The 22,256-nt window shown below is 44.6% G+C and carries 19 protein-coding genes and 3 pseudogenes; 8 read left to right on the top strand and 14 right to left on the bottom strand.

Features of this window, described 5'->3' with window-relative positions; all coding sequences use genetic code 11:
• Window positions 1–5: 5 nt before the first annotated feature.
• The 11 genes from phnL to ITG09_23865 all read right to left on the bottom strand — a co-directional run bounded on the left by phnL (window position 6) and on the right by ITG09_23865 (window position 9,224).
• On the bottom strand, window positions 6–731 hold the full coding sequence (gene phnL / locus ITG09_23915) for a phosphonate C-P lyase system protein PhnL (protein ID UPR54394.1): 726 nt from the start codon (window positions 729–731) through the stop codon (window positions 6–8).
• A gap of 10 nt (window positions 732–741) precedes the next feature.
• Complete coding sequence (gene phnK, locus ITG09_23910) at window positions 742–1,569, bottom strand: phosphonate C-P lyase system protein PhnK (GenBank protein UPR54393.1); 828 nt, start codon at window positions 1,567–1,569, stop codon at window positions 742–744.
• Entirely contained in the window at window positions 1,566–2,504 is a 939-nt protein-coding gene (locus tag ITG09_23905) for an alpha-D-ribose 1-methylphosphonate 5-phosphate C-P-lyase PhnJ (protein ID UPR54392.1), read from the bottom strand. The genes phnK and ITG09_23905 overlap by 4 nt, the downstream gene beginning before the upstream one ends.
• A complete protein-coding gene (locus ITG09_23900) occupies window positions 2,501–3,622 on the bottom strand; it encodes a carbon-phosphorus lyase complex subunit PhnI (protein UPR54391.1) in 1,122 nt (373 codons plus the stop codon). Before ITG09_23900 ends, ITG09_23905 begins: the two co-directional genes overlap by 4 nt.
• Complete coding sequence (gene phnH / locus ITG09_23895) at window positions 3,607–4,227, bottom strand: phosphonate C-P lyase system protein PhnH (protein UPR54390.1); 621 nt, start codon at window positions 4,225–4,227, stop codon at window positions 3,607–3,609. Before phnH ends, ITG09_23900 begins: the two co-directional genes overlap by 16 nt.
• Before the next feature lie 108 nt (window positions 4,228–4,335).
• Window positions 4,336–4,782, bottom strand: coding sequence for a phosphonate C-P lyase system protein PhnG (gene phnG / locus ITG09_23890; GenBank protein UPR54389.1), 447 nt, complete (start codon window positions 4,780–4,782; stop codon window positions 4,336–4,338).
• A complete protein-coding gene (gene phnF / locus ITG09_23885; protein ID UPR54388.1) occupies window positions 4,783–5,478 on the bottom strand; it encodes a phosphonate metabolism transcriptional regulator PhnF in 696 nt (231 codons plus the stop codon).
• A 68-nt stretch (window positions 5,479–5,546) separates the two neighbouring features.
• Window positions 5,547–6,335 carry a phosphonate ABC transporter, permease protein PhnE gene (phnE, locus tag ITG09_23880; GenBank protein UPR54387.1) on the bottom strand — a complete coding sequence of 263 codons (789 nt, stop codon included), beginning with the start codon at window positions 6,333–6,335 and terminating at the stop codon, window positions 5,547–5,549.
• A 52-nt stretch (window positions 6,336–6,387) separates the two neighbouring features.
• Window positions 6,388–7,383: a phosphonate ABC transporter substrate-binding protein gene (gene phnD / locus ITG09_23875; GenBank protein ID UPR54386.1), complete on the bottom strand. Its 996-nt coding sequence runs from the start codon at window positions 7,381–7,383 to the stop codon at window positions 6,388–6,390.
• Between the two features lie 17 nt (window positions 7,384–7,400).
• A complete protein-coding gene (gene phnC / locus ITG09_23870) occupies window positions 7,401–8,213 on the bottom strand; it encodes a phosphonate ABC transporter ATP-binding protein (protein UPR54385.1) in 813 nt (270 codons plus the stop codon).
• 444 nt (window positions 8,214–8,657) lie between these two features.
• Window positions 8,658–9,224, bottom strand: coding sequence for a hypothetical protein (locus ITG09_23865; protein UPR54384.1), 567 nt, complete (start codon window positions 9,222–9,224; stop codon window positions 8,658–8,660).
• A 407-nt stretch (window positions 9,225–9,631) separates the two neighbouring features.
• Between ITG09_23865 and ITG09_23860 the strand changes: the two genes are divergently transcribed.
• From ITG09_23860 to ITG09_23840, 5 genes and pseudogenes are all read left to right on the top strand, one after another.
• The gene (locus ITG09_23860; GenBank protein ID UPR54383.1) at window positions 9,632–10,297 is read left to right on the top strand and encodes a PAS domain-containing protein; all 666 of its coding nucleotides are present in this window, start codon (window positions 9,632–9,634) and stop codon (window positions 10,295–10,297) included.
• 24 nt (window positions 10,298–10,321) lie between these two features.
• On the top strand, window positions 10,322–10,705 hold the full coding sequence (locus ITG09_23855; GenBank protein ID UPR54382.1) for a RidA family protein: 384 nt from the start codon (window positions 10,322–10,324) through the stop codon (window positions 10,703–10,705).
• Between the two features lie 37 nt (window positions 10,706–10,742).
• Window positions 10,743–12,149, top strand: a complete 1,407-nt coding sequence (locus tag ITG09_23850) for a cation:dicarboxylase symporter family transporter (GenBank protein UPR54381.1) — start codon at window positions 10,743–10,745, stop codon at window positions 12,147–12,149.
• Between the two features lie 77 nt (window positions 12,150–12,226).
• Window positions 12,227–13,549 (top strand): CoA-disulfide reductase, encoded by a 1,323-nt coding sequence (locus ITG09_23845; GenBank protein ID UPR54380.1) that lies wholly within the window; start codon window positions 12,227–12,229, stop codon window positions 13,547–13,549.
• 1,603 nt (window positions 13,550–15,152) lie between these two features.
• Window positions 15,153–15,972: pseudogene (locus ITG09_23840) on the top strand (IS5 family transposase).
• Between the two features lie 123 nt (window positions 15,973–16,095).
• Here the strand turns inward: ITG09_23840 and ITG09_23835 are convergent.
• Window positions 16,096–17,580 (bottom strand): hypothetical protein, encoded by a 1,485-nt coding sequence (locus ITG09_23835; protein UPR54379.1) that lies wholly within the window; start codon window positions 17,578–17,580, stop codon window positions 16,096–16,098.
• Window positions 17,581–18,257: 677 nt separating this feature from the next.
• On the opposite strand from ITG09_23835, the gene ITG09_23830 reads away from it, so the two are divergent.
• Window positions 18,258–19,166, top strand: a complete 909-nt coding sequence (locus ITG09_23830) for an IS5 family transposase (GenBank protein UPR54378.1) — start codon at window positions 18,258–18,260, stop codon at window positions 19,164–19,166.
• A gap of 43 nt (window positions 19,167–19,209) precedes the next feature.
• Here the strand turns inward: ITG09_23830 and ITG09_23825 are convergent.
• A pseudogene (locus ITG09_23825) lies at window positions 19,210–20,137 on the bottom strand (IS5 family transposase).
• Window positions 20,138–20,378: 241 nt separating this feature from the next.
• Entirely contained in the window at window positions 20,379–20,789 is a 411-nt protein-coding gene (locus tag ITG09_23820; protein UPR54377.1) for a hypothetical protein, read from the bottom strand.
• 302 nt (window positions 20,790–21,091) lie between these two features.
• Here ITG09_23820 and ITG09_23815 point away from each other — a divergent pair, with 302 nt between their 5' ends.
• Complete coding sequence (locus ITG09_23815; GenBank protein ID UPR55251.1) at window positions 21,092–21,979, top strand: IS5 family transposase; 888 nt, start codon at window positions 21,092–21,094, stop codon at window positions 21,977–21,979.
• Window positions 21,980–22,077: 98 nt separating this feature from the next.
• Window positions 22,078–22,203 (top strand): annotated as a pseudogene (locus ITG09_23810) (IS110 family transposase).
• Window positions 22,204–22,256 lie beyond the last annotated feature (53 nt).

Here is a 22,256-nt window from a genome sequence, read left to right as displayed (position 1 = left end):
TCCCTTTACGCACACGCTGTAGTAAGTTGTTTTGGTGAAATGTCTTGTTGTCGCTTCACGTCGTATAGACGATCAGCGACCAAGTCTCGTGTCGCTTCGTCATGGAAGATACCGATGATTGCAGCGCCGCCCGCTTTGGCCTCTTCAATCAAACTCACGACGACCGCACTGTTAGTCGCATCAAGCGAAGCCGTTGGTTCATCAAGCAGTAGGATTGGGTAATCAACAATAAAACCACGTGCGATGTTCACACGCTGCTGTTCACCACCAGAAAAGGTTGCAGGCGCTAAATGCCATAAATGCTCTGGCACGTTTAAGCGTGTCAGCAGTAACTTGGCTCTCTGTTCTGCTTCTTGCGCGCAGCCACCCATTTCCAACATAGGTTGCATCACTACTTCCAATGCACTGATACGTGGAATCACACGTAAGAACTGACTCACCCAACCTATGGTGTGTTTACGTACGTTGATGATTTCTCTTGGTGTTGCTTTGGCAAGGTCTAGCGTGTTGCCCTTATGCACAATATTAATCGAGCCAGAATCCACCAAGTAGTTGGCATACAGCGCACGCAGAAGCGTTGATTTACCTGATCCAGAGTGGCCGTGCAGAACCACACACTCGCCACTGTCTACCGAGAAGTTCGCGCCAGTGAGAACTGGCAGTTCAACACCATTTTGGTTGTGCAGCACAAAGGTTTTGCTGACGTTGTTTACGGTTAGTTTAGTATTCATGTCATCGTCCTTAATTCTGCAATACAGAAGAAACCAGCAGTTGTGTGTATGGGTGTTGAGGATCGTCAAGCACTTGATCAGTAAGGCCGCTTTCGACGACTTCACTGCGGCGCATCACCATTAACCGATGTGCAAGCAAACGAGCCACAGCAAGATCGTGGGTTACGATCACCACAGCTAATTCAAGCTCTGTGACTAAGCGACGAAGAAGATCAAGCAACTTGGCTTGAACAGACACATCCAAACCGCCTGTTGGTTCATCCATAAAGATCAACTTAGGGTGAGTCACGAGGTTGCGTGCGATCTGCAATCTTTGCTGCATACCTCCAGAAAAGGTCGTCGGCATGTCGTCCATTCTATCCGTTGGGATCTCGACATCACCGAGCCATTTCGCTGATTTCTCGCGAATTTCGCCATAGTTACGTTCACCCACTGCCATCAGGCGCTCACCAATATTGCCACCCGCCGATACTCGGCCACGCAAACCATCCATTGGATGTTGATGTACCACGCCCCACTCGGTACGAAGCAAGTGACGACGCTGACTTTCTGCCATTTGGTATAAGTCTTCAAGTTGTGAGATTTGCTTATCCGCGTCACCACGTAAGTAGATCACTTCACCGCTGTCTGGTGTTTGGCGGCCAGAAAGTGACTTCAATAAGGTACTTTTGCCAGAGCCAGACTCCCCGACAATACCCAAGACTTCACCGGGGTAGAGGTCGAAAGATACGTTCTGGAAACCTTTACCAGGCGCATACAACTTAGTGAGGTTAGAGACAGACAACAGAGGTTGCTCTGACTGATTCCATTCGTGTTTCATGTTCGTTACCGCATTCATGCGTTGTTCTCCTGTTTATGACTAGACCCTTGTTGCTCACGGCAGTAATCCGTATCTGAGCAAACAAACATATGTGAGCCTTGGTCATCCATAACAACCTCATCAAGGAAGGTATCCGTTGAGCCACAAATCGCACACGGCTCGTCCCACTTCTGAACTTCAAACGGATGATCTTCGAAATCTAAACTCTGAACCTTGGTGTAAGGAGGAACGGCGTAAATGCGCTTTTCGCGACCCGCGCCAAACAGTTGTAGTGCGGCCATGTTGTCCATTTTCGGGTTGTCGAACTTAGGGATTGGCGATGGATCCATGATGTAACGATCATTGACTCGCACTGGGTAAGCGTAAGCCGTTGAGATATGACCAAAACGAGCAATGTCTTCATACAATTTGACGTGCATGATTCCGTACTCTTGCAGCGCATGCATTTTGCGAGTTTCAGTTTCACGTGGCTCGATGAAGCGAAGTGGCTCTGGGATTGGCACCTGATAGACCAAGATCTGATCTTCTTGAAGATCAACTTCTGGGATGCGATGTCGAGTCTGGATGATGCTCGCTTCCGTGGTTTTCTCAGTCGTACTTGCACTGGCGATAGACTTGAAGAACTCACGAATCGACACCGCATTGGTAGTATCATCTGCACCTTGGTCGATCACTTTTAGCGTGTCTGATTGGCCGATAATCGCAGCGGTGATCTGCACACCACCAGTACCCCACCCGTAAGGCATTGGCATTTCACGACCACCAAACGGCACTTGGTAACCCGGAATCGACACCGCTTTAAGTAAGGCACGGCGAATCATTCGCTTGGTTTGCTCGTCAAGGTAGCCATAGTTATAACCCGTCGCTCCTGCTGGGCTGTGAGATGCTTTCTCGTCGGTATTTAACGTCGCTGAAGCGTTACCTATCGGTGCATTAAGTGTTGCTGTGTTCATGCCTGATCTCCTTGTACTTCATTACCTTGTTCGTCATCACCTTGTTGAGCCATCAATTCATCGTGCTCTTTGTGCATTTTTCTAAGCAGCTCCAGTTCAGCTTGGAAATCGACGTAGTGAGGAAGTTTTAGGTGAGACACAAAGCCTGCAGCTTCTACGTTGTCTGAGTGAGAAAGCACGAACTCTTCATCTTGAGCTGGGCCATCGACGGGTTCATCGTATTCTGCGGCTTGTAAAGAACGGTCAACCAACGCCATCGACATTGCTTTACGTTCAGTAGCGCCAAACGTTAAGCCGTAGCCGCGAGTCAGTTTGGCTTTCTGCTGTTTATTGCCAACAAAGCCGTTGATCATCTGACATTCAGTCAGCTCAATTTCACCAATATCGATGCTAAAACCTAGCTCTTCAGGTTCAATCGATAACGTTGAGAAACCGGTGCGAATCTCGCCCGCGAATGGGTGGTTTCGACCATAACCACGCTGAGTCGAATAGCTTAGTGCCAACAAGAAGCCTTCATCGCCACGCACCAAGTTTTGTAGACGTGCACTGCGGTCGCATGGGTAGTTCACCGGATTCATGGTGATGTCTTCGGGAGCCTGTTGGTCGTCTTCTTCGGTCAACATCATGTCGAGGTTTTCAAGAATGCCCAATACCTGCGGGCAAGGTTCAGACTCAGTCACATCATGAGTAGGGAGCTGCGGAGTTTCACCTTCAGCAAGCAAACTGAAATCCAACAGACGATGCGTGTAATCGTAGGTTGGGCCTAAGATCTGACCGCCAGGTAGGTCTTTATAGGTTGCCGAAATACGACGTTCAATTCGCATTGTATTGGTATCAACGGGTTGAGCAGTAATCAGGCGAGGTAAAGTGGTGCGATAAGCACGCAACAAGAAAATAGCTTCAACCAAATCACCGGCTGCTTGTTTGATTGCCAATGCCGCGAGTTGTTTGTCGTAAATGCCGCCTTCCGTCATCACTCGGTCTACCGAACCCGACAACTGCTCTTGAATCTGCTCTACGGTCAACTCTGGCAGCTTTGGGTTTCCGCGACGCTTCTTAGCTTGCAGTTGGTGCGCCAGACTAATGGCCTTTTCTCCACCCTTTACAGCAACGTACATGATGTCGCCTCCACTTTGGTTGTACGAGGCAGACACAGCACTTGCTGATCCGCTACAAAGATAAAGTCGACACCTAATGGAAACTTCACCAATAGTTGACGCTCTTTGAGGTAAGCGACAAAGTCCGCCGGTAATCCGCTAAAAAACGCAGCTTGTTCACTTTGAATACCCGGGCCACTCAGAGACAGCTCAGCTCCAGACGTTAAGCTATCAACCTCTATCACAACTGTTGTTGAGGTATCTGGGTACTCTTCGTTACCGAGATTGAATGTCAGTTCTGACCAATCAACATCCTGTAGATCTTGTGCTGAAATCGCAGCAAAGCTCGCTTGTTGAGTCTGTTCTACAATCGGTGCGCCAACATGAAACTTGATGTTTTCAGTCACTGCGTGATCGGCTTTTAATGTCTCAGATAGCCAAATTGGCGTCGCGTGGTCGGCCATTGAAAGCAGTGTTTGTGCCGCTGCACTCATCATTGAACCAAAGCCTTCACAACGGTTTAGTGTTACTACGGTGCCGGGTTCTGACATAGCCTTGAGCAATAATCGAAAGCACTGCTGGCTGTCATGAACTGCATCTTGAAATGCAGGAGAAATCATACTCATTGAATTCGTTCTAACCTGTTTAATTCGTTAATCTTATTCTTGAATGACATGTGGTTATTTTGCTTACGAGCGAAGCTTTTCTTTACTAAGCCAGTCTTCTTCACGGGCCTAGTCTTCTCCGCGAACCATGGTAAAAAAGTCCACTTTGCTTGACGCCACTTCTTGACGACGTTGACTGTCTCGTTCGTGCTTTATCGCAGCCAACGGCTCAATAAGTTGCGCGTTGATCACCTCGGCTTGTTGTCCGTTTTGCATCAAGGCATCAACAACAGCGGCTAGCTCTGCATGAGGCTTGCTTCGTCCCTGTAGGTAGCTGTACCCAAGCTCTCCACTTGTTAGCTTGATGACGGCGCGAGTAATCGTGACATCCCCCATATTGAACTGACGGCCTGTTGAGCCCATACGTGCACGGACTTGTGCTAAACCAATCTCTGGTTGGCGAACCATGGCGTATTCTGCGTCTAGCCCTAATGCTTCCCAGCGCGTTTTCAATTCTGAAAACTGGCTCTGCGCGAGTACTGACATCCACTTTTGTCGCTCTTTCAAAGCTGTCATTTAGTGCTCCATTACTATTTCGGTTGCGTCGGCACGGGTATTGGAACTCGAGAATTCCGCTATTACTTGAGTGCCTTTAATTACGTTGGTGGTTTTAATTTTGAGTAGCGGTGTACTGGTACTGATTTGCAATAAACGACACTCTTCATTGGTTGGAATTTTCGCGCCCACTCGAGTCTCTTTTCGCTCTAAATCAGTCTCCAAACCACGCTGAATAAATTGGTGCAATGAACCGTTGGTGAAGTTCTTGAGAATCGGCCACCACTCCAAGTTCGGTAAGTAGTGGTCGATGATGGTTCTCGGCGTATCTCCGGTTTTTCGCAGGGTACGGATATGAATAACTTTGCTCCCTTCTTCCACCTTCAAGTAACCCGCAATCTTGGGTGATACATTGATAAGGCGAGACTGAAGCACCTCACATCTTGGCATTGCCCCTTGCTCAATCAGGTTCTTGGTGAAATGTGCGCCCGAGTGAAGTCGATACTCACTTGGCTGACGAATCACCATGTTGCCTTTGCCTTGATGGCGTTGAATCAGGCCCGTTGACACCAGTTCATCGACTGCGCGGCGAAGCGTGTGACGATTCACTGCAAAGCGTTCAGCCAATTTGGATTCAGGTGGTAAGTAGTCACCCGGCACAAAGTGGTCTTTGACTTCCTTTTCCAGCTCTGAGGCAATATCTAAGTAAACGGGCATAAGGGTTTTCTTTCCTAAAATTCAATCACTTATCTAGACAAGTTCTTTTAAATAGACATCTAAGATGCCTAAATAAACTTCTTACGAATGATTTGAGAAACGAAGTCGATAATGCTTACCGTCACGATAACAATCGCCATAATTGCGGCAGTTTGTTGCAACTGGAAACCTGAGATAGATTGCCAAAGCAATACACCGATACCGCCCGCGCCAACCATGCCTACAACCGTTGCCGAGCGAATGTTCGACTCTAAGCGATACAGTGAGTAAGAAATCCAAAGTGGCATCACTTGTGGAATCACACCGTAAAGAATCACCTCGATAGGGTTTGCACCTGTCGCTTTCACCCCTTCCATTGGGCCGGGTTCAATCGCTTCGATCGCTTCTGCAAATAGTTTGGCAAGCACGCCTGTGGTGTGAATGAACAGCGCCATCACACCTGCAAACGGGCCCAATCCAACAACAACCACAAACAGCATCGCAAACACCATTTCGTTGATAGCGCGTAAACAGTCCATCAGGCGACGAATTGGAAATGTCACCCAACTCGGCATCAGGTTCTCAGCACTCAAAATGCCAAATGGAATCGCTAACAAAATCGATAACACGGTTCCCCAAATACCCACTTGAATCGTCACCAGCATTTCGCTGAGGTACACGTTGCTTTCACTGAAATCCGCGGGGAAGAAGTCTTTGCCCAGCTGAACCATATTCTCTGGGTGTTCGAAGAACATCATTGGTGCCATTTCTGCGCCTTGCCACGCCCAGCTAAGGACCAGTAGCGCTATCACAGCAATCACGCCGTTTTTAATCGACAGCTTCGATGAAGGCTCGTAACTTTGAGTCATTGCAGTCATTGTTCTCATACTCTTTTATTGCGCCGCTCACAGCGGCGCAGGGGGAATTGGATTAACCTTTCAGCGCATCAATTTCTGTTTGCAGCTGGTCGATTTCGGCTTGGTATTGCGCCATACGATCGGCTCTCACTTTCTCGCTTAGGTTGCTGTTGTTTTCAGCTTCAACCAGCTTCTTGAACGCTTCCATTTGACGAATAGGCAGTAGCTGGTTGTTGTCAGTAGCAGCAAAGCCAGACCAAGCCAGTTGATTTAGGTTTTTAAGCTGCTCTGGCTGTTTTCCGTAGCTGACAAAGAAATCACGCGCCTTTTGTTTCAAGCCTTCGTCTAAATCTTTGCGGTAGGTAATTACATCTGATGGGATAAGCTCTGACTGCCAAACCACCTTCAGCTTGCTAAGCAGCTCAGGGTTCTGATCTTCAATGCGAATAAGACTCATGGTGTGATTAGTTGCGACATCGACTTGGTTATTCGCTACCGCCATCACGTTAGCGCCATGGCTTGCGGTCACATTGCGGTGGAAGTCGTTCGCGGAGATGCCATTGTTGGCAAATGCTTCGAAATTCGGGACGAGAAAGCCCGAAGTAGAGTTAGGATCGCCATTACCAAGCTTGAGTGTTTTGTGTTGCTCTAAAACATCTTCAAGTGTGTTGATATTGTCGTTTTCAGCATTAACAATCAGTAAGCTGTAATAACCCTGTAAACCATCCTCATCGATGTAACGAACAAAGGCTTCAGCGTTTGCACGGTCAACAGCTTCCATCGCTGCCTTATTTCCATAGTAAGCAAAATCAACCTTGCCAAAACGCTGCGCTTGAATGATGCCAGCATAGTCAGGAGCAAAATAGGCGTTCACTGGCATGCCTAACGCTTTACCTAAGTCATCCAGAAGAGGCTCCCAGCGGCTGCGCAAGTTTTGTTGTGCATCGGTCGCGATAATGCCGAAGTTGATTGAATCTTTTGCCACCGCGTGACCAGCTGTGAGTGTGGTCATCAATACAGTCGCTAGTGTCACTGCCTTCTTAATTCCTGATTTCATTGAATGAAACATCTTGATTTCCCTGATATTTAAAAAGACGCAGCGAGCACGTCGTTAGATTGGATGTGTGGTGTGTTTGTCGATTTTTTCGAACGGTATAGGTCTTCAAGCTGAGGCTTGGTTAATTCCGCACTCTTCCCTTCATAAAACACTTGGCCATCTTTAAGCGCGATGATGTTTTCGCAGTACTTAAGGGCGTGGTCGACTTGATGAAGTGTGACGATGACAGGAATGCCTTCCTTCTCATTGATATCCGTAAGCAGTTCCATCACAATGCGCGCGGATTCTGGATCAAGCGACGCGATAGGTTCATCGGCAAAAATGATTTTGGCTTTCTGCATCAGTGCGCGTGCGATAGCGACACGTTGTTGCTGACCACCGGAGAGGTTGCCAACACGCTGATCTGCGAAATCTTCCATGCCAACTCGACGCAATGCTTCAAGCGCCTCTTGCTGTTGCTCAACCGTAAAAATACCTGTCAGAGTGCGCCACTTCGGAGTAGAGCTCAGTGCGCCAATCAGTACATTGGTCATCACAGATAAGCGGTTAACAAGATTGAATTGTTGAAAGATGTAACCCGCTTGCGAACGGATGTTGCGGACATTGTTGTCTGCCTTACCATTCGCTTGTACCGTTTGACCAAGCACGTTGATTTGAGAATCCGTGCTTTTGTCTCCGATGATTAAGCCGCTTAAATGGCGAAGCAACGTAGATTTACCTGAACCCGATGGGCCAAGTAGCGCTGTCATCTTGCGGCTTGTAATCGTCAAGTTGATGCCATTCAGAGCCTTGTTCGAACCGAATGTTTTGTTGACCTTCTTAACTTCAATGATGTTATTCATCGTCAATGTCCCTGTTTGATTTAAGGCCACTTTGACGTCTGATTATTAAAGTTACGTGTCGGTTTATTTGCAGAAATGAAATATTCCAATCGGTCAGACAACTTGTCTAGACAAGCTTAACTCGCTGTTTTAAATACCAAAATCAGGAGAGATTTGAAGGGGAATATCAACTTATATACGGACGTAATTCACAGTAATTTGACAATAAAAAGCTCAATAAACATGGCAACGTCTTGGTGTTCTCCAAGCAATAGATACACACCTCCAATAACTGCTAAATTCACATACAAAAAAGCACCCCATAAAGGAGTGCTCAAAGTGATTAAGTGATTAAGTGATTAAGTGATTAAGTGATTCATTTTAAAGCGATAACAATACAGGTTGGTCAAAGTCTAAATCGACGGCACTCTATGTTGTCGGAAAAATCTACGTTGTCAGTAAACCTTATATTTTCGATAAAGACGGCTGAGAGCGAGCTAAATGTAACCTTGATACGGTGACTATAGAGATAAAACCAACAACTGCACTACCAAAGATACTCCACAGTACCCATTGATAACCACCCATCTGCCAGATAACCGCACCAAAGTATGGCGATAACGCAAACGCCAACAAATAAGGTACCGCCATTGCACCCGCTAAAGAGCCAAAGTTAACTTCCCCCATCACCTCACGAGTCGTCAGTGGTTTCACAATGCTCATCACACCATAAGCGGAACCTTGTAAGAGTACAAAACCGAACACTAGATACAGAACATTCTCAGACAGAATCAAACACAAGGTCGCACAACAGATGCTCAGAAAGCACGCGACAGTGATTCGCATGATCGACCAGTGTTTATCAACCAACAACCACATCACGCGCCCAGCCAATGTCAGCCCAAGCATAAATTCAGAACGACTCCAGTCGTGTACTTGCTCCCAATGCAGAAGCATCGCCGGAAAAACGTAATAGAGACAACACCAGAGCAATGTCTGGCCAAGGGCTAACCCCCAAACCGCTTTGTTCATAAATCCACACTTCTAGAAAATTCGAATAATTTAAATACAGTTATAGTAAAAGGCAGCATCACCTGCTCACCTTATCGCTCAAAAGTGACAATCTAAAGAAAACCAGATGAATAGTTTGCAAAGCGTGTTTTAGCTGAATGTAGAACTTGTCCTAGATCATCAAAACATTCAATAACGCAACCTTTGATTTTAAATATGTAAACTTTGATAGGGTTTAAGAAATTAAACCTATTTTGGCTATCTTTGGTGATCTTGTTCAAATTTCACTCGTGATTTAGATCCAAAATTCCATTTTCGTTGATGTTTTGAACGCTTTTTGTCGGTTTACAGAAGTTTACTGCATCTTGCCGAAATACCACCAAAGGAGTAGTTTTCAGTCATTGAGTTCAAAAATGTAAACCGAAATCATGAATGTAAAACAAGTTCGATTCACCGATGAAGACAGAGAATGTTTAAGCAATTACTTCCGCTTAGCGGACACAATTGCTGACTTGATTGGCCCTTACTGTGAGGTGGTCATTCACTCCTTTGAAAGCTTAGAAAACTCTGTTGTGAAGATCGTCAATGGTCACCACACGGGGCGTGAAATTGGTTCACCGATCACCGATTTAGGTTTACGCATGTGGAGTGCATTCGAGAAGACTGGCGAAGTTTCTCCAAAAAGCTACTTCACCAATGCAGCAGACGGATCCCTACTAAAATCGACTACCTGCGTATTGGCTGGTCCACAACAAAAGCCGATCGGCATGCTGTGTATCAACATGAACTTATCTTTCCCATTTCCAGAAATCGTCAAAACGCTGATGCCGCAGTGCAATGTGCCGCAAGCCATTGTCAGCGAGACATTCAGCAACAATGCAAACGACGTGATTCAACAAGCATTGAGTTCAGCCATTAACGAGGTTGACCAAGACGAGTCGGTTTCTTCCAAAGGTCGCAATAAAGCCATCATTCGTTGTTTATTTGATAACGGCGTATTTGAGCTAAAAGAGACGACTACACAAGTATCAGAGCAACTTGGGATCAGCCGACAGGCGGTTTACAAGTTTATCCGTGAATTTAAATCAGAATAAAACCAATAATTTAGGAGTTACATCGTGAAACAGATCATTGCCACTGAACAAGCACCTGCAGCTATCGGCCCTTACTCACAAGGTACGTCTTACGGCGACATGGTTTATACATCAGGTCAATTACCTCTCGTTCCAGAAACCATGCAGTTTGTTGAGGGCGGTATCAAAGAGCAGGCTCGTCAGTCTCTAGAAAACTTAAAAGCTGTATTAGAAGCGAGTAATGCGGGACTGGACACAGTGCTTAAGACAACCTGCTTCCTATCAGACATGGAGAACTTCGTAGCCTTTAACGAAGTGTACACAGAAGTGTTTGGTACAGAGAACGCACCAGCTCGTTCTTGTGTTGAAGCAGCAAGATTACCAAAAGACGCATTGGTTGAAGTTGAAGCCATCGCATACAAAAAATAACCGACTTAGTTATTAATGGGTATCATAGGAGATTCTCATGAGCGTTTCATTTATTGGATTAAGCATACTGTTCTTTGGGTTCTACGCACTGCTGTCGAACTTCAAAAAGCAAAAGAAAAGTTTTAACTTCCGCGTACTGAGTGCACTTGCTGCTGGCTTGCTGTTCGGTGGCGCGATTCAACTTGTATTCGGTGTCGGTAACGTTGCGACATCTGGCTTTGCTGAACTGATTTCAGTGTTCGGTAAAGGCTACATCAAACTTCTACAAATGATCGTTATCCCACTCGTATTCGTGGCAATGATCTCTTCGATCATGAACGTTGAAGGCGGCGGCGCGTTATCTCGTATCGCACCAAAAATCATCGGTATTCTACTTTTCACTTGTGCAATCTCAGCAGCCGTTGGTATCGCAAGTATTTACCTATTTGGTATCGATGCGAACGCGTTAGTAAGCACAATCGGCACAAACAGTGCGATTGAAGCTCGCGGTGATTCACTGGTAGCAACACAAGATGCAATGGCGAGCAGTGGTCTGTCTGGTATGGCTCTGTCTATCATTCCAACCAACATCTTCGACATGCTAACGGGCTCTCAACGTACTTCTACACTATCAACTGTACTGTTCGGGATGTTCCTTGGTTACTGTATCCTTCAAGTGAAGAATCGTAAGCCTGAGAAAGTGCAAAACTTCGTTGATTTCATCAACTCTGCAAAAGAAGTGGTTCTTTCAATGGTTCGTGAAATTCTGAAGCTAACGCCTTACGGTGTATTCGCTCTGATGACCACGTTCATGATGACGAATGACCTATTCGCACTGGCTGAAATGGGTCGCTTCCTTCTAGCAAGCTACGTAGCAATTGGCGTTATGTTCGGCATCCACTTCGTGATGGTGTCAATGTTCGGCCTATCCCCTGCTAAGTTCATGAAGAAAATCTGGCCAGTATTGGTATTCGGCTTCGGTTCTCGCTCAAGCATGGCAGCTATTCCGCTAAACGTTGAAACGCAAACTCAACGCCTAGGTGTAGATGAAGAAACAGCAAACATGTCAGCGACATTCGGTACCAGTATCGGTCAGAACGGTTGTGCGGGCATCTACCCTGCAATGCTAGCCATCATGGCAGCACAAGTAATGGGCATGCCAGTTGATTTAAGCTTCATTTTACAACTGATAGCTGTTATCGCGATTGCTTCATTCGGTATCGCAGGTGTCGGTGGCGGTGCAACGTTCGCAGCAGTAGCAGTACTGACCATAATGGGTCTAGACATCACAGTAGTCGCAATTCTGGTGTCTATCGAAGCATTGATTGACATGGCTCGTACAGCGCTAAACATCTCAGGCTCTATGTTGTCTGGTGTTCTAACGGCTAAGAAGAACGGCTCGCTCAACACAGAACAATACGACGCTGACGTTACAGCGACAGTATCAAAAGAAGCAGCAGTATAATTCTCAAACTTAATTAAGAGCACTCCACGTGAGTGCTCTTCTGTTTTTCCTGAGTTCAGGTTATTTAGGTAGTAAATATGAAAGTTGTTGTTATAGGCGGTAGCGCCGCTGGTATGAGTTTCGCAGCAAAGTACAAACGTAATCAACCAACAGACGAAGTCATCGTTTTGGATAAGCGTAGCTACATCTCTTTCGGAGCCTGCGGCTTACCTTACTTTGCAGGCGGCATGTTTGATGACACCGAGAGAATGATCTCTCGTACACCAGAACAAGCCATTAAATCTGGCTTGGATGTACGCGTAGAAACAGAAATGGTGTCGTTCGACCGCACTGAAAAGCAAATTACGGTACGTCACCAAAATGAAGAAAGCGTCATCGATTACGATATGTTGGTCATTGCAACAGGTGCGCGACCAATCGTTCCATCATTCGGTGAATTCAATCCAGAACACGTACACACACTAACCAGCATGGAAGACGGCTTGTCGGTTAAAGAGGCGCTAAAGGATAGTAACAAGAAGCGTGTGTGTGTTATTGGGGCAGGCTTTATCGGCCTGGAAGTATTCGACGCTGCACACGGCTTAAACAAACACGTGACGATCATCGAACGTGAACAGCACATCATGAGCCGTCAGTTCAGTCCTGAGATCATTGAAGTGGTCGAAGGAGCAATTCGCGAATCCGGTGCTGATCTTAAAACAGGTTGTGGCGTGTCTGCAATTCGCGATGCGGAGCAAGGTGGTTACATAGTAGAAACCGATAACGGCAACGTAGAAGCCGATGTCGTGATCCTGTCACTCGGCTTCAAACCAAATACCGAAGCATTCGAACTGCCAAAAACCGCAAACGGCGCTTTGCTGGTAAATGAATATGGTGCCACTGAAGATGCTTACATCCATGCTGTAGGTGACTGTGCCGTTGTCCATCATATGGCATTAGGCAAACCCGTTTATGTTCCTCTAGCAACCACAGCCAACAAACAAGCACGTATGATGGCAGACAAGCTAGCCGGTAAAGATACTTACATGTCAGGCTTCTTAGGTTCATCTTGCTTGAAAGTACTCGATTACGAATTGGCATGTACCGGCGTATCTGAACTTCTTGCGAATGAACACAGCTTAGATGTGAAAGTATCAACGATTTCAGATAAGAACCAAACGGATTACTACCCAGGCCAAGAAGACATTAAGGTGAAGTTGGTTTATCACCCAGAGACTAACGTTCTTTTAGGTGGTGAAATCGTAGGTAAGAAAGGAGCGGTTGGCCGTATTAACGCACTAGCAGTTGCTATCACCGCTAAGATGACCACTCAACAGCTAGGCTACATGGATTTCTGTTACGCACCACCATTCTCCCGTACATGGGATGCACTGAACGTGGCAGGTAACGTAGCAAAATAGGCCTTGTTAGTCGCAAGGACATACAACTAAAACATCAAAGCAGAGCCTAAACGCTCTGCTTTTTAATACCTAAACTCTACATAACCTAAAGCAAAATAAGATAACGACGTATCTAATAGTATTTGAGCATTCTTTTGCCAAATTCAAGACGAAAAAAAGCCCGCTGATTTCTCAGCGGGCTTTCTAATGGTGGTGGAGGGATAGGGATTTGAACCCTAGAAACTCCGACATTCATTCATGAAACAACCTGATATCAATAACTTAATCATAACGCAGACTAAATTTGCTAATGATTGACTTACCAAATTGACTATAGTTTGTTATTCGTAAATCCGTCAAGTAACGCTTCTAAAATATCCTATATTCGTTCACTTTAGACTAAAAATCACTCCCGCTCACAGGCCGCGTTTACACTAAATCACCTATAGTTGAAACTTGGGCAAACAGGCGCTTACTGGCAGGGTAGCTGTCACTGTTAGAATTTAACCAGTTTGGGCGATGAAGAGTAGTTGTGTCTCGTATCTCAGTAGAAAGAAAAGAAGCGATATTGAAGAAGCTATTGCCTCCCTATTCGATGTCAGTTAAATAAGTGTCGGAAGAGGAAGGAATTAGCACTGCGACCCTGTATCATTGGCGGCAGTAACTCAGACGTTCAGTAGCCGCTGTGCCAGATAGCAACACTTCATCAGAGCAGTGGTCTGCTCAAACTAAACTTACCATTGTAGCTGAAACCGACTCAATGACAGAAAGTGAACTCAGCCAATATTGTCGTGAAAAGGTCTTTTTCCAGAACAAATCCAAAGCTGGCGCAGCGAATGTATGCAAGGGTTTAAGCGAGTAAAGAGCAGGAAGCCGAGAGCCATTTACGGGGAAGAGCCAGAGGGCGACTAACCTCAACCGATGAAAGGCAGACCCTAGTGACTCTTATCCTTGAAGCGAAGCAATACGGATGTCGTTTAGAGCCAGCTGACATGAAGTTCAAATAGACTGAGAACGTACCGTCGCTGGTATCAGCAAGGTGAAGTTCAGCTGACAAAAGGCCAATATGCATCAGACCTGAGCCTGCTAACAAGCTGTCGCCGGAAGAGCGTGATGCGATTATCGAGGTGTGTCACCGTTCTGAGTTCGCAAGCTTACCTCCAACTCAAATCCTCCCGACACTGCTTGATAGAGGTGAGTATATCGCCTTTGAGTCGAGCAAATATCGAATACTGAGTACGCAGGGGCAACTTCACAAACGAGGTCGTCAGCGGAGCAGACAGAAGCAAGCGAAGCCAACAAGTTAGACAGCGACGGACTCGAACCAAGTCTAGACGTGGGATATCACTTACTTACCTTCAAAGGTTCGAGGCAACACTATTACCTGTATGTCATTGAGGACATCTACAGCCGAAAAATTGTTGGTTATGAAGTGTATGAGCATGAATGCGGTGAGTTGGCGTCACAACTTCTGCAACGAACGTTGATGCGAGAGCAATACTTCAATCAAGCGCTGGTTTTTCACTCAGATAATGGTGCACCGATGAGGCCTTGTTGCGTAATTCAATGGAACTAAAACAAGAGCCTACGATCAGATGAGCTACGTCCACTCTCTCTTAGCCCTATGCCTAAACCTCTATACAAAACAACCAATCACTCATTAACCGTGGCTCTCTGATTTTTTGATTGATGAAGAGGCAATAAGCGGGTGGGCGCAAAGCAAACAGAATAAGCGCGGGAGGCCGCGTCGGTTCAGTGATTTAGCTATCACGACAGCACTCATGGTGAAACGGATTTCTCTATGCCACTGAGAGCGCTGCAAGGATTTATCGACTCGATATTTAGGTTAGTCCATGTACCGTTAAGTTGACCGCATTACACCTGCGTTAGTCGTAGAGCCAAGCAAGTTGAGGTCTCATTTAAGGCTAAAACGAGAGGGGCGATACAGTACCTAGCCATTGATTCTACTGGCCTTAAAGTTTATGGCGAAGGTGAATGGAAAGTCAAAAAACACGGGACAGATGTCAAGCGTAGAGTCTGGCGAAAACTTCATATTGCCGTCGATACAAGCACTTATGAGATCATTGCCGCCGAGCTTAGTTTATCAACGGTTACAACAGATAGAGAAGTCTTCCCGAACTTACTGAAACAAACACGCCGAAGTATCTTTGAGGTGTCTGGTGATGGCGCTTACTACACGGGAGCGTGGTCACCCTCGAAATCTCGCCGTGGGTTGCCAGAAATTATACGGCTCAAAGAAGTATTGGAAAGAGCGGTATGGATACCACAGACGTTCACTCTCAGAACCGGCGATGTATCAAGTTAAACAGTTGCTAGGAGGAATATTGAGCTTAAGAAATTACAATGCAAAGGTGGGTGAAACTTACGCGATGATAAAAGCGTTGGACAAGCTTACTGGGTTAGGCGCACCATTAACTTTATAGGATGAGTCTATTCTGATTAACTACGCTCTATCTGGGCTAGCAGAAATCTAGCCCAGATTTAAGCTGACAAGTACCAAATTTAAAAGCGTAGCTATCAATTCAGAACAGGATTAGCACAAATTATCATTTAAAATCTTGAGCCCAAAATGACTGAATACCTGCTTTAGCAGAGGGCTTAGCGTCTCTAGAGGCAATACCCACTATAGTATGACCTGCTCCCATAACGTTTTGACAATGCCCTTCGTGTCCAGCCCAACTGCTATGGCCTGCATTATTTTTGTTGCCGTCAGTTCTAGGCTCGGTGTAACCAATAATTGGAATAATTGCTGATTTAGATTCTAATACGAATGCGTTTTGCGCATTACGGTATCCCCAATGACCTTGAGCATTTCGGTTATATTGTTCATCTGAGGTGATTTGCGCATCAGTTTTCAAACTATCATCCCAAGCGACTGGTGAAACGGCTGGGTAGACACCAGCTGGATCTTTCCCGTGCGCATCGCAATAACGTGGTGTAGAGCGCGCGCAGTTTGTTGCTATCACCGTTTGATACTTAAGAGCACTACTTGTTACACCCTTAGGAATATTAACGATCTTACACCAGTTTACACTAGCCACATTACCACCTGGATTGCCCCCAAACACTGTACCATCAAGTATTTGACTGCCTGTCAGTGCCTTAAAATCATAAACGTCAGTATTCACACTACTGCCTACGGATAATGTAACCAATCCATGATTATCCACATTAAACAACGCATCGCCGGTGTTCTTCGCAGCCGCTAAGATATGTGGCCCTTGAATAGATAACCATGCAGGTCCAAAACTATCTTCAAGTTGATCACCATAAGCTTTTGCTAAGAATTCATATGTATATAGTGCGTTCTTAGATCCAGATGAATCAATAGAAAAGGTTGTTCCAGCTTGTGTCAGCTTTAACTTTGCGTCCATTTTTGCATTTTTGAATTCATATGAAGCAACCAAGTGTGTACCACATTGTTGAGCAATATAATCATACGCATACTCTGCAATATCCCCATCAACGGTAAGAACATTAGCATCACGTTGAGCAGATAATTGCGTCGATTTATAACAATGCCAATCTTTACCATTTTGAATGATGATGGTCGCTTTTGCGGGACCTCCTTTAGCAGGAAACGGTGATGTCGACAATTGTATGTGTGTGTTAACGATATCTGCCCCCCCAAACAAAGGCACATTATTTGACACTGTTATATTGTCATAATGTTTGACAATACTGTTCTGCGAAACATCCGCCTTTTCGAGCAAACCATTAATTACAGTAAAGATATTACCTTTAGGCGCAGGTTGTACCGCATTGTTGATCCCACCAACCTTACTTGTAACCGGCCCTAACCCGCCGATTTGATTTTTTAACTGTGTTATTTGTTGACTGGTTAATGCACCTTTCGGCTGATTTAATAACGTCTGTATCTGTTGATTTGTCAATGTACTTACAGGTTGTTGCATTAAATTTGAAATCTGCTTAGGTGTTAAGTTTTGTGTATGAGTATTTGTTCCATCAGAAGATGAATTACAAGCGGCAAGTAATACTGGAGCTAATAAAATAAAAAAACGTGAATACATAGAACAAGTCCTCAGGATGATTATACGAAATACGAACGATGAAGTAATAATTGCACGCGATGTTCAATTAAAACAATTACATAAAAATCAATTGGATAGCAATACAGCCCCATATTGACGCTCAAAAAACAGAGGAGATAATGCCCTAAATTATATTTATTTATAATAGTTAAAATCAATATAACCTTGAAGTTCTCAAATATGAGACAAAGTTTTTCTATGTATAAATCAAGAGTAAGCATTTAAATTTAAATTTAAATAATGTAATCAATAAATTAGACCACAAAAGCAGAATAAAATAAAAAACAGTGTACATAATTGATTTATTTTGATACGTGACAGGTGAGAAATCGCTAAGTAATGTTAGGGATTATATAATTTTAGATGAACATTGAGTGTAAACCCTACTCAATATGAAGGATTTATCATAAATGAAATACAAAGAACCTTGTAGATTTACATTTAAATAATAACAAAATATTCCTTTTTAAATATAAAAATGAATATATGTGAAGAGTTGTGTAAATTCGTAATGGCTTTGCTGCGTAATTAAATTTAGAGATAGAGCCACCCCGTTTCGCGTATTTCTTAGTCAATACGGCGTTGTTGCCTAAATCAGTTGAACCTTTTTCGAGTCCTGCGATCTGATCCTTTATGATGGTTAGAGCGGTGACAACATGGGTAAGGCGAAAAAGAAGATAACTAACTGGGCGGAGTACAATAAGGCTTTGTGCAAACGGGGCTCGGTTACGTTCTGGATAGATGATACAGCCGTAGATGCATGGCGATGCAAAACCCATCATGGTAAGCGTGGTAGAGGCTTTCAGTACTCTGATACAGCGATTGAAACTGCCTTGATGATAAAAGGAGTATTCTCATTACCATTGCGTGCTCTTCAAGGTTTTATCGACTCTATCTTTGAGTTATTGGATGTTCCACTGACGTCCCCAGACTACACCTGTATCAGTAAACGCTCGAAGACAGTCCAGGTGAAATACCGTAATAAATCTAAAGGGGCTATTCGTCATATAGCCATTGACTCGACTGGTCTCAAAGTCTTTGGCGAGGGGGAATGGAAGGTGAAGAAGCACGGTGCCGAAAAACGTAGAACATGGCGCAAGCTGCACTTAGCCGTTGATGTAGATACCCATGAAGCCATTAGTGCCGAGGTCAGCCTGGTAAATGTTGGTGATAGCGAAGTGCTGCCAACGTTACTCAACCCTTTACGTAGAAAGATCGATGCTGTATCTGCCGATGGAGCATATGACACAAAAAGTTGCCACAATACTCTGAAGAATAAAGGTTGTACTCCGTTGATACCACCTCGAAAGAATGCAGCGTTTTGGGAAGATGGGCATCCCAGAAATGAAGCTGTAGAGGCTCTGAAAAACGGAACAATAGCGGAGTGGAAATCCGAGTCTGGTTATCACTATCGCTCAATATCTGAGACCGCAATGTCTCGATATAAAGAACTAACCAGCGGTAAATTGAGCTTGAGGTGTTACAACGCTCAAGTGGGTGAAATCATGGCGAATGTCAAAGCCATAAACAAAGTCATAGGACTAGGCATGCCTGTTCGAAGCTAACGGTGAGTCACATATGGCGTCGTTGACCTTCAAGCTGATTTGATCAACAACGCCAGTCAATACGACAAGTTTCAGGCATACCTAACCCAGTAAGCTTGTCCAACGCTTTTATCATCGCGTAAGTTTCACCCACCTGTGCATTGTAATTTCTTAAGCTCAATCGTCCTCCTAGCAACTGTTTAACTCGATACATCGCCGTTTCTGAGAGTGAACGTCTGTGGTATCCATACCGCTCTTTCCAGTACTTATTTGAGCCGTATAATTTCTGGCAACCCACGGTGAGATTTCGAGGGTGAGCACGCTCCCAGAAGGCTGCCCCTTCTCTTGGGGGAACAAGCGCAGTGGCTCCCTTAATCTGAATCGCAGCGTGACACGCTCCCGTGTCGTAAGCGCCATCACCAGACACCTCAAAGATACTTCGGCGTGTTTGTTTCAGTAAGTTCGGGAAGACTTCTCCATCTGTAACCGTTGATAAACTAAGCTCGGCGGCAATGATCTCATAATTGCTTGTATCGACGGCAATATGAAGTTTTCGCCAGACTCTACGCTTGCTGTCTGTTCCGTACTTTTTGACTTTCCATTCACCTTCTCCATAAACCTTAAGGCCAGTAGAATCAATGGCTAGGTGCTGTATTGACCTTCTCGTTTTAGCCTTAAATGAGACCTCAACTTGCTTGGCTCTACGGCTGATGCAGGTGTAATGCGGTCAACTTAACGGTACATGGACCAACCTAAATATCGAGTCGATAAATCCTTGCAGCGCTCTCAGTGGCATAGAGAAATCCGTTTCACCATGAGTGCTGTCGTGATAGTTAAATCACTGAACCGACGCGGCCTCCCGCGCTTATTCTGTTTGCTTTGCGCCCACCCGCTTATTGCCTCTTCATCAATCAAAAAGTCAGAGAGCCACGGTTAATGAGTGATTGGTTGTATTGCTTCCAGTTGGTTGTTTTGTAACGAGGTTTAGGCATAGGGCTAAGAGAGAGTGGACGTAGCTCATCAGATCGTAGGTTCTTGCTTTAGTTCCATTGAATTACGCGACAAAGCCCGTGTTTTGCTCAGCTTAAGGCTGATATTGTAATATTTAACAAATCGAGCTTATCTCTGGTATTAACATATTCTAATACGTATTACTTTTTTCTTAATTTGATTCAGTAACATATAGTTAATATATTAATCACAATACTAGGTAGCGCCTTTAAAATAACAATCTTAATTTATGGTGAGGCTGTGCGAATTGTCGTAACGTAAGACGTTGTAATAAAATGCGGCAACCAATGAGGTTCCCAAGCAACTTATCGCCGTAAAATCCGACGCAAAAAAACGAAGAATTAATGCCATTGGAAAACTAAAAACGATGCACCAACCCACCGTATACAACACGTTAGAGAATACGCCACTGGCTTTATAAGGTCTATTGTAACGATCAATGATAAAACAGAGCGCCGCTAAAGTTAAAAATATCGCCATGACAAAATTAATGCTAGAAAGCTCTCCATACCCAGGTAATCCCCCGTCCCACCTCGGCTCCATAGCTCCAAGTTGATTAGAATAGTTAATCACCGAGGAAAGTAGTGAATAGATTAATGTGAACGCTTTCGTTGTTAATTCTTGTAATATCATGATGCTCTCCATTATAAGTCCTTATACTAAAATAAAGATTAGTGGAAATAAGTACAGGCAATAAAACAGTGTATTTTATTATTCTCATTATTGAGAATAATTTAGAGATAAAGTGGAAATTAATGCTCTGTTTATAATAATCTTGTTTCTTATGAAACAATAAATCAGCGTCAGTCGCTGATTTTTAACGTTGTTGTACCAAACGGCGTTATTTACTAAATCAGTTGAACTTTTCCTCAGTCCTGCGATCTGATCCCATGTAGTAGATGCATGGTGGTGTCATGGGTAAGTAGAAGAAGAAGATAACGAACTGGAACAAGTATAATGAAGCCTTATGTAAAAGAGGCTCAGTCACATTTTGGATTGATGACTCAGCCGTTGAAGCGTGGCAATGCAAGAGTCACCATGGCAAACGTGGTAGAGGCTTTCAATTTTCTGATACCGCTATTGAAACTGCTTTGATGATAAAAAGCATATTCTCTCTCCCGTTACGTGCGCTCCAAGGTTTTATCGACTCTATATTTGCATTGATGAGTGTCCCTTTACGTTCCTCTGACTACACCAGTATCAGTAAGCGTTCAAAGACGGTTCAGGAAAAATACAAGAATAAATCCAAAGGCCCAGTTCGCCACATTGCGATTGATTCAACAGGTTTGAAAGTCTTTGGGGAAGGTGAATGGAAAGTTAAAAAGCATGGAGCAGAAAAACGTAGGACTTGGCGTAAATTGCACCTCGCTGTTGATTTCGTTACTCACGATATGATTAGCGCAGAAGTCAGTCTCGTCAATGTTGGTGATAGTGAAGGGCTCCCAACACTATTGAACCCGCTTCGTAGAAAGGTTCATTCTGTCTCTGCTGATGGTGCTTACGACACCAAAAGGTGTCATGAAGTATTACAGAGTAAGGGCTGCAAGCCTCTCATACCTCCCAGAACAAATGCGGGTTACTGGCAGGAGGGGCATCCTCGGAATGATGCGGTCGATGCACTTAAAAACGATATGTTAGCTCAGTGGAAAACTGACTCTGGCTATCACAACCGTTCAATCTCTGAGACCGCAATGTCTCGATATAAAGGACTGACTAGCGGTACATTGAGCTTGAGATGTTATAACGCTCAAGTTGGTGAGGCATTGGCCAATGTGAAAGCAATGAACAAAGTCCTAGGGCTAGGTATCCCTGTTAGAAACTAACAGGTAAACACCGTAGGATAACTGCGTCCTCTACCTGATTTGATCAACAACGCCGTACCAAACTAATAGTACAATCAGTGAGAACAGGAGTAACAAGTATGTCTATTAAAGCTATCGGTATCGATATAGCAAAAAATCTCTTCCAAGTATATGTGTTGAGTACTGATGGACAAATTTTGATAAGCAGAAAGGTAAAGCGAGATAAGTTTCTTGATACTATCCGCGGCTTTGTTGCGTAATTAGATTAAAGATAGAGCAACTCCGTTTCGGGTATTCC

This window comes from Vibrio cyclitrophicus (genome assembly GCA_023206055.1).
Taxonomy (GTDB): domain Bacteria; phylum Pseudomonadota; class Gammaproteobacteria; order Enterobacterales; family Vibrionaceae; genus Vibrio; species Vibrio cyclitrophicus_A.
Note: the sequence above shows the minus strand (reverse complement) of the source record. Positions and strands in the feature narration are given on the sequence as shown.

Excerpts from the sequence above, each read along its gene's own strand:
- phnL (UPR54394.1), bottom strand. The coding sequence starts at position 731 with ATGAATACTAAACTAACCGTAAACAACGTCAGCAAAACCTTTGTGCTG.
- phnK (UPR54393.1), bottom strand. The coding sequence starts at position 1,569 with ATGAATGCGGTAACGAACATGAAACACGAATGGAATCAGTCAGAGCAA.
- ITG09_23905 (UPR54392.1), bottom strand. The coding sequence starts at position 2,504 with ATGAACACAGCAACACTTAATGCACCGATAGGTAACGCTTCAGCGACG.
- ITG09_23900 (UPR54391.1), bottom strand. The coding sequence starts at position 3,622 with ATGTACGTTGCTGTAAAGGGTGGAGAAAAGGCCATTAGTCTGGCGCAC.
- phnH (UPR54390.1), bottom strand. The coding sequence starts at position 4,227 with ATGAGTATGATTTCTCCTGCATTTCAAGATGCAGTTCATGACAGCCAG.
- phnG (UPR54389.1), bottom strand. The coding sequence starts at position 4,782 with ATGACAGCTTTGAAAGAGCGACAAAAGTGGATGTCAGTACTCGCGCAG.
- phnF (UPR54388.1), bottom strand. The coding sequence starts at position 5,478 with ATGCCCGTTTACTTAGATATTGCCTCAGAGCTGGAAAAGGAAGTCAAA.
- phnE (UPR54387.1), bottom strand. The coding sequence starts at position 6,335 with ATGACTGCAATGACTCAAAGTTACGAGCCTTCATCGAAGCTGTCGATT.
- phnD (UPR54386.1), bottom strand. The coding sequence starts at position 7,383 with ATGTTTCATTCAATGAAATCAGGAATTAAGAAGGCAGTGACACTAGCG.
- phnC (UPR54385.1), bottom strand. The coding sequence starts at position 8,213 with ATGAATAACATCATTGAAGTTAAGAAGGTCAACAAAACATTCGGTTCG.
- ITG09_23865 (UPR54384.1), bottom strand. The coding sequence starts at position 9,224 with ATGAACAAAGCGGTTTGGGGGTTAGCCCTTGGCCAGACATTGCTCTGG.
- ITG09_23860 (UPR54383.1), top strand. The coding sequence starts at position 9,632 with ATGAATGTAAAACAAGTTCGATTCACCGATGAAGACAGAGAATGTTTA.
- ITG09_23850 (UPR54381.1), top strand. The coding sequence starts at position 10,743 with ATGAGCGTTTCATTTATTGGATTAAGCATACTGTTCTTTGGGTTCTAC.
- ITG09_23845 (UPR54380.1), top strand. The coding sequence starts at position 12,227 with ATGAAAGTTGTTGTTATAGGCGGTAGCGCCGCTGGTATGAGTTTCGCA.
- ITG09_23835 (UPR54379.1), bottom strand. The coding sequence starts at position 17,580 with ATGTATTCACGTTTTTTTATTTTATTAGCTCCAGTATTACTTGCCGCT.
- ITG09_23830 (UPR54378.1), top strand. The coding sequence starts at position 18,258 with ATGGGTAAGGCGAAAAAGAAGATAACTAACTGGGCGGAGTACAATAAG.
- ITG09_23820 (UPR54377.1), bottom strand. The coding sequence starts at position 20,789 with ATGATATTACAAGAATTAACAACGAAAGCGTTCACATTAATCTATTCA.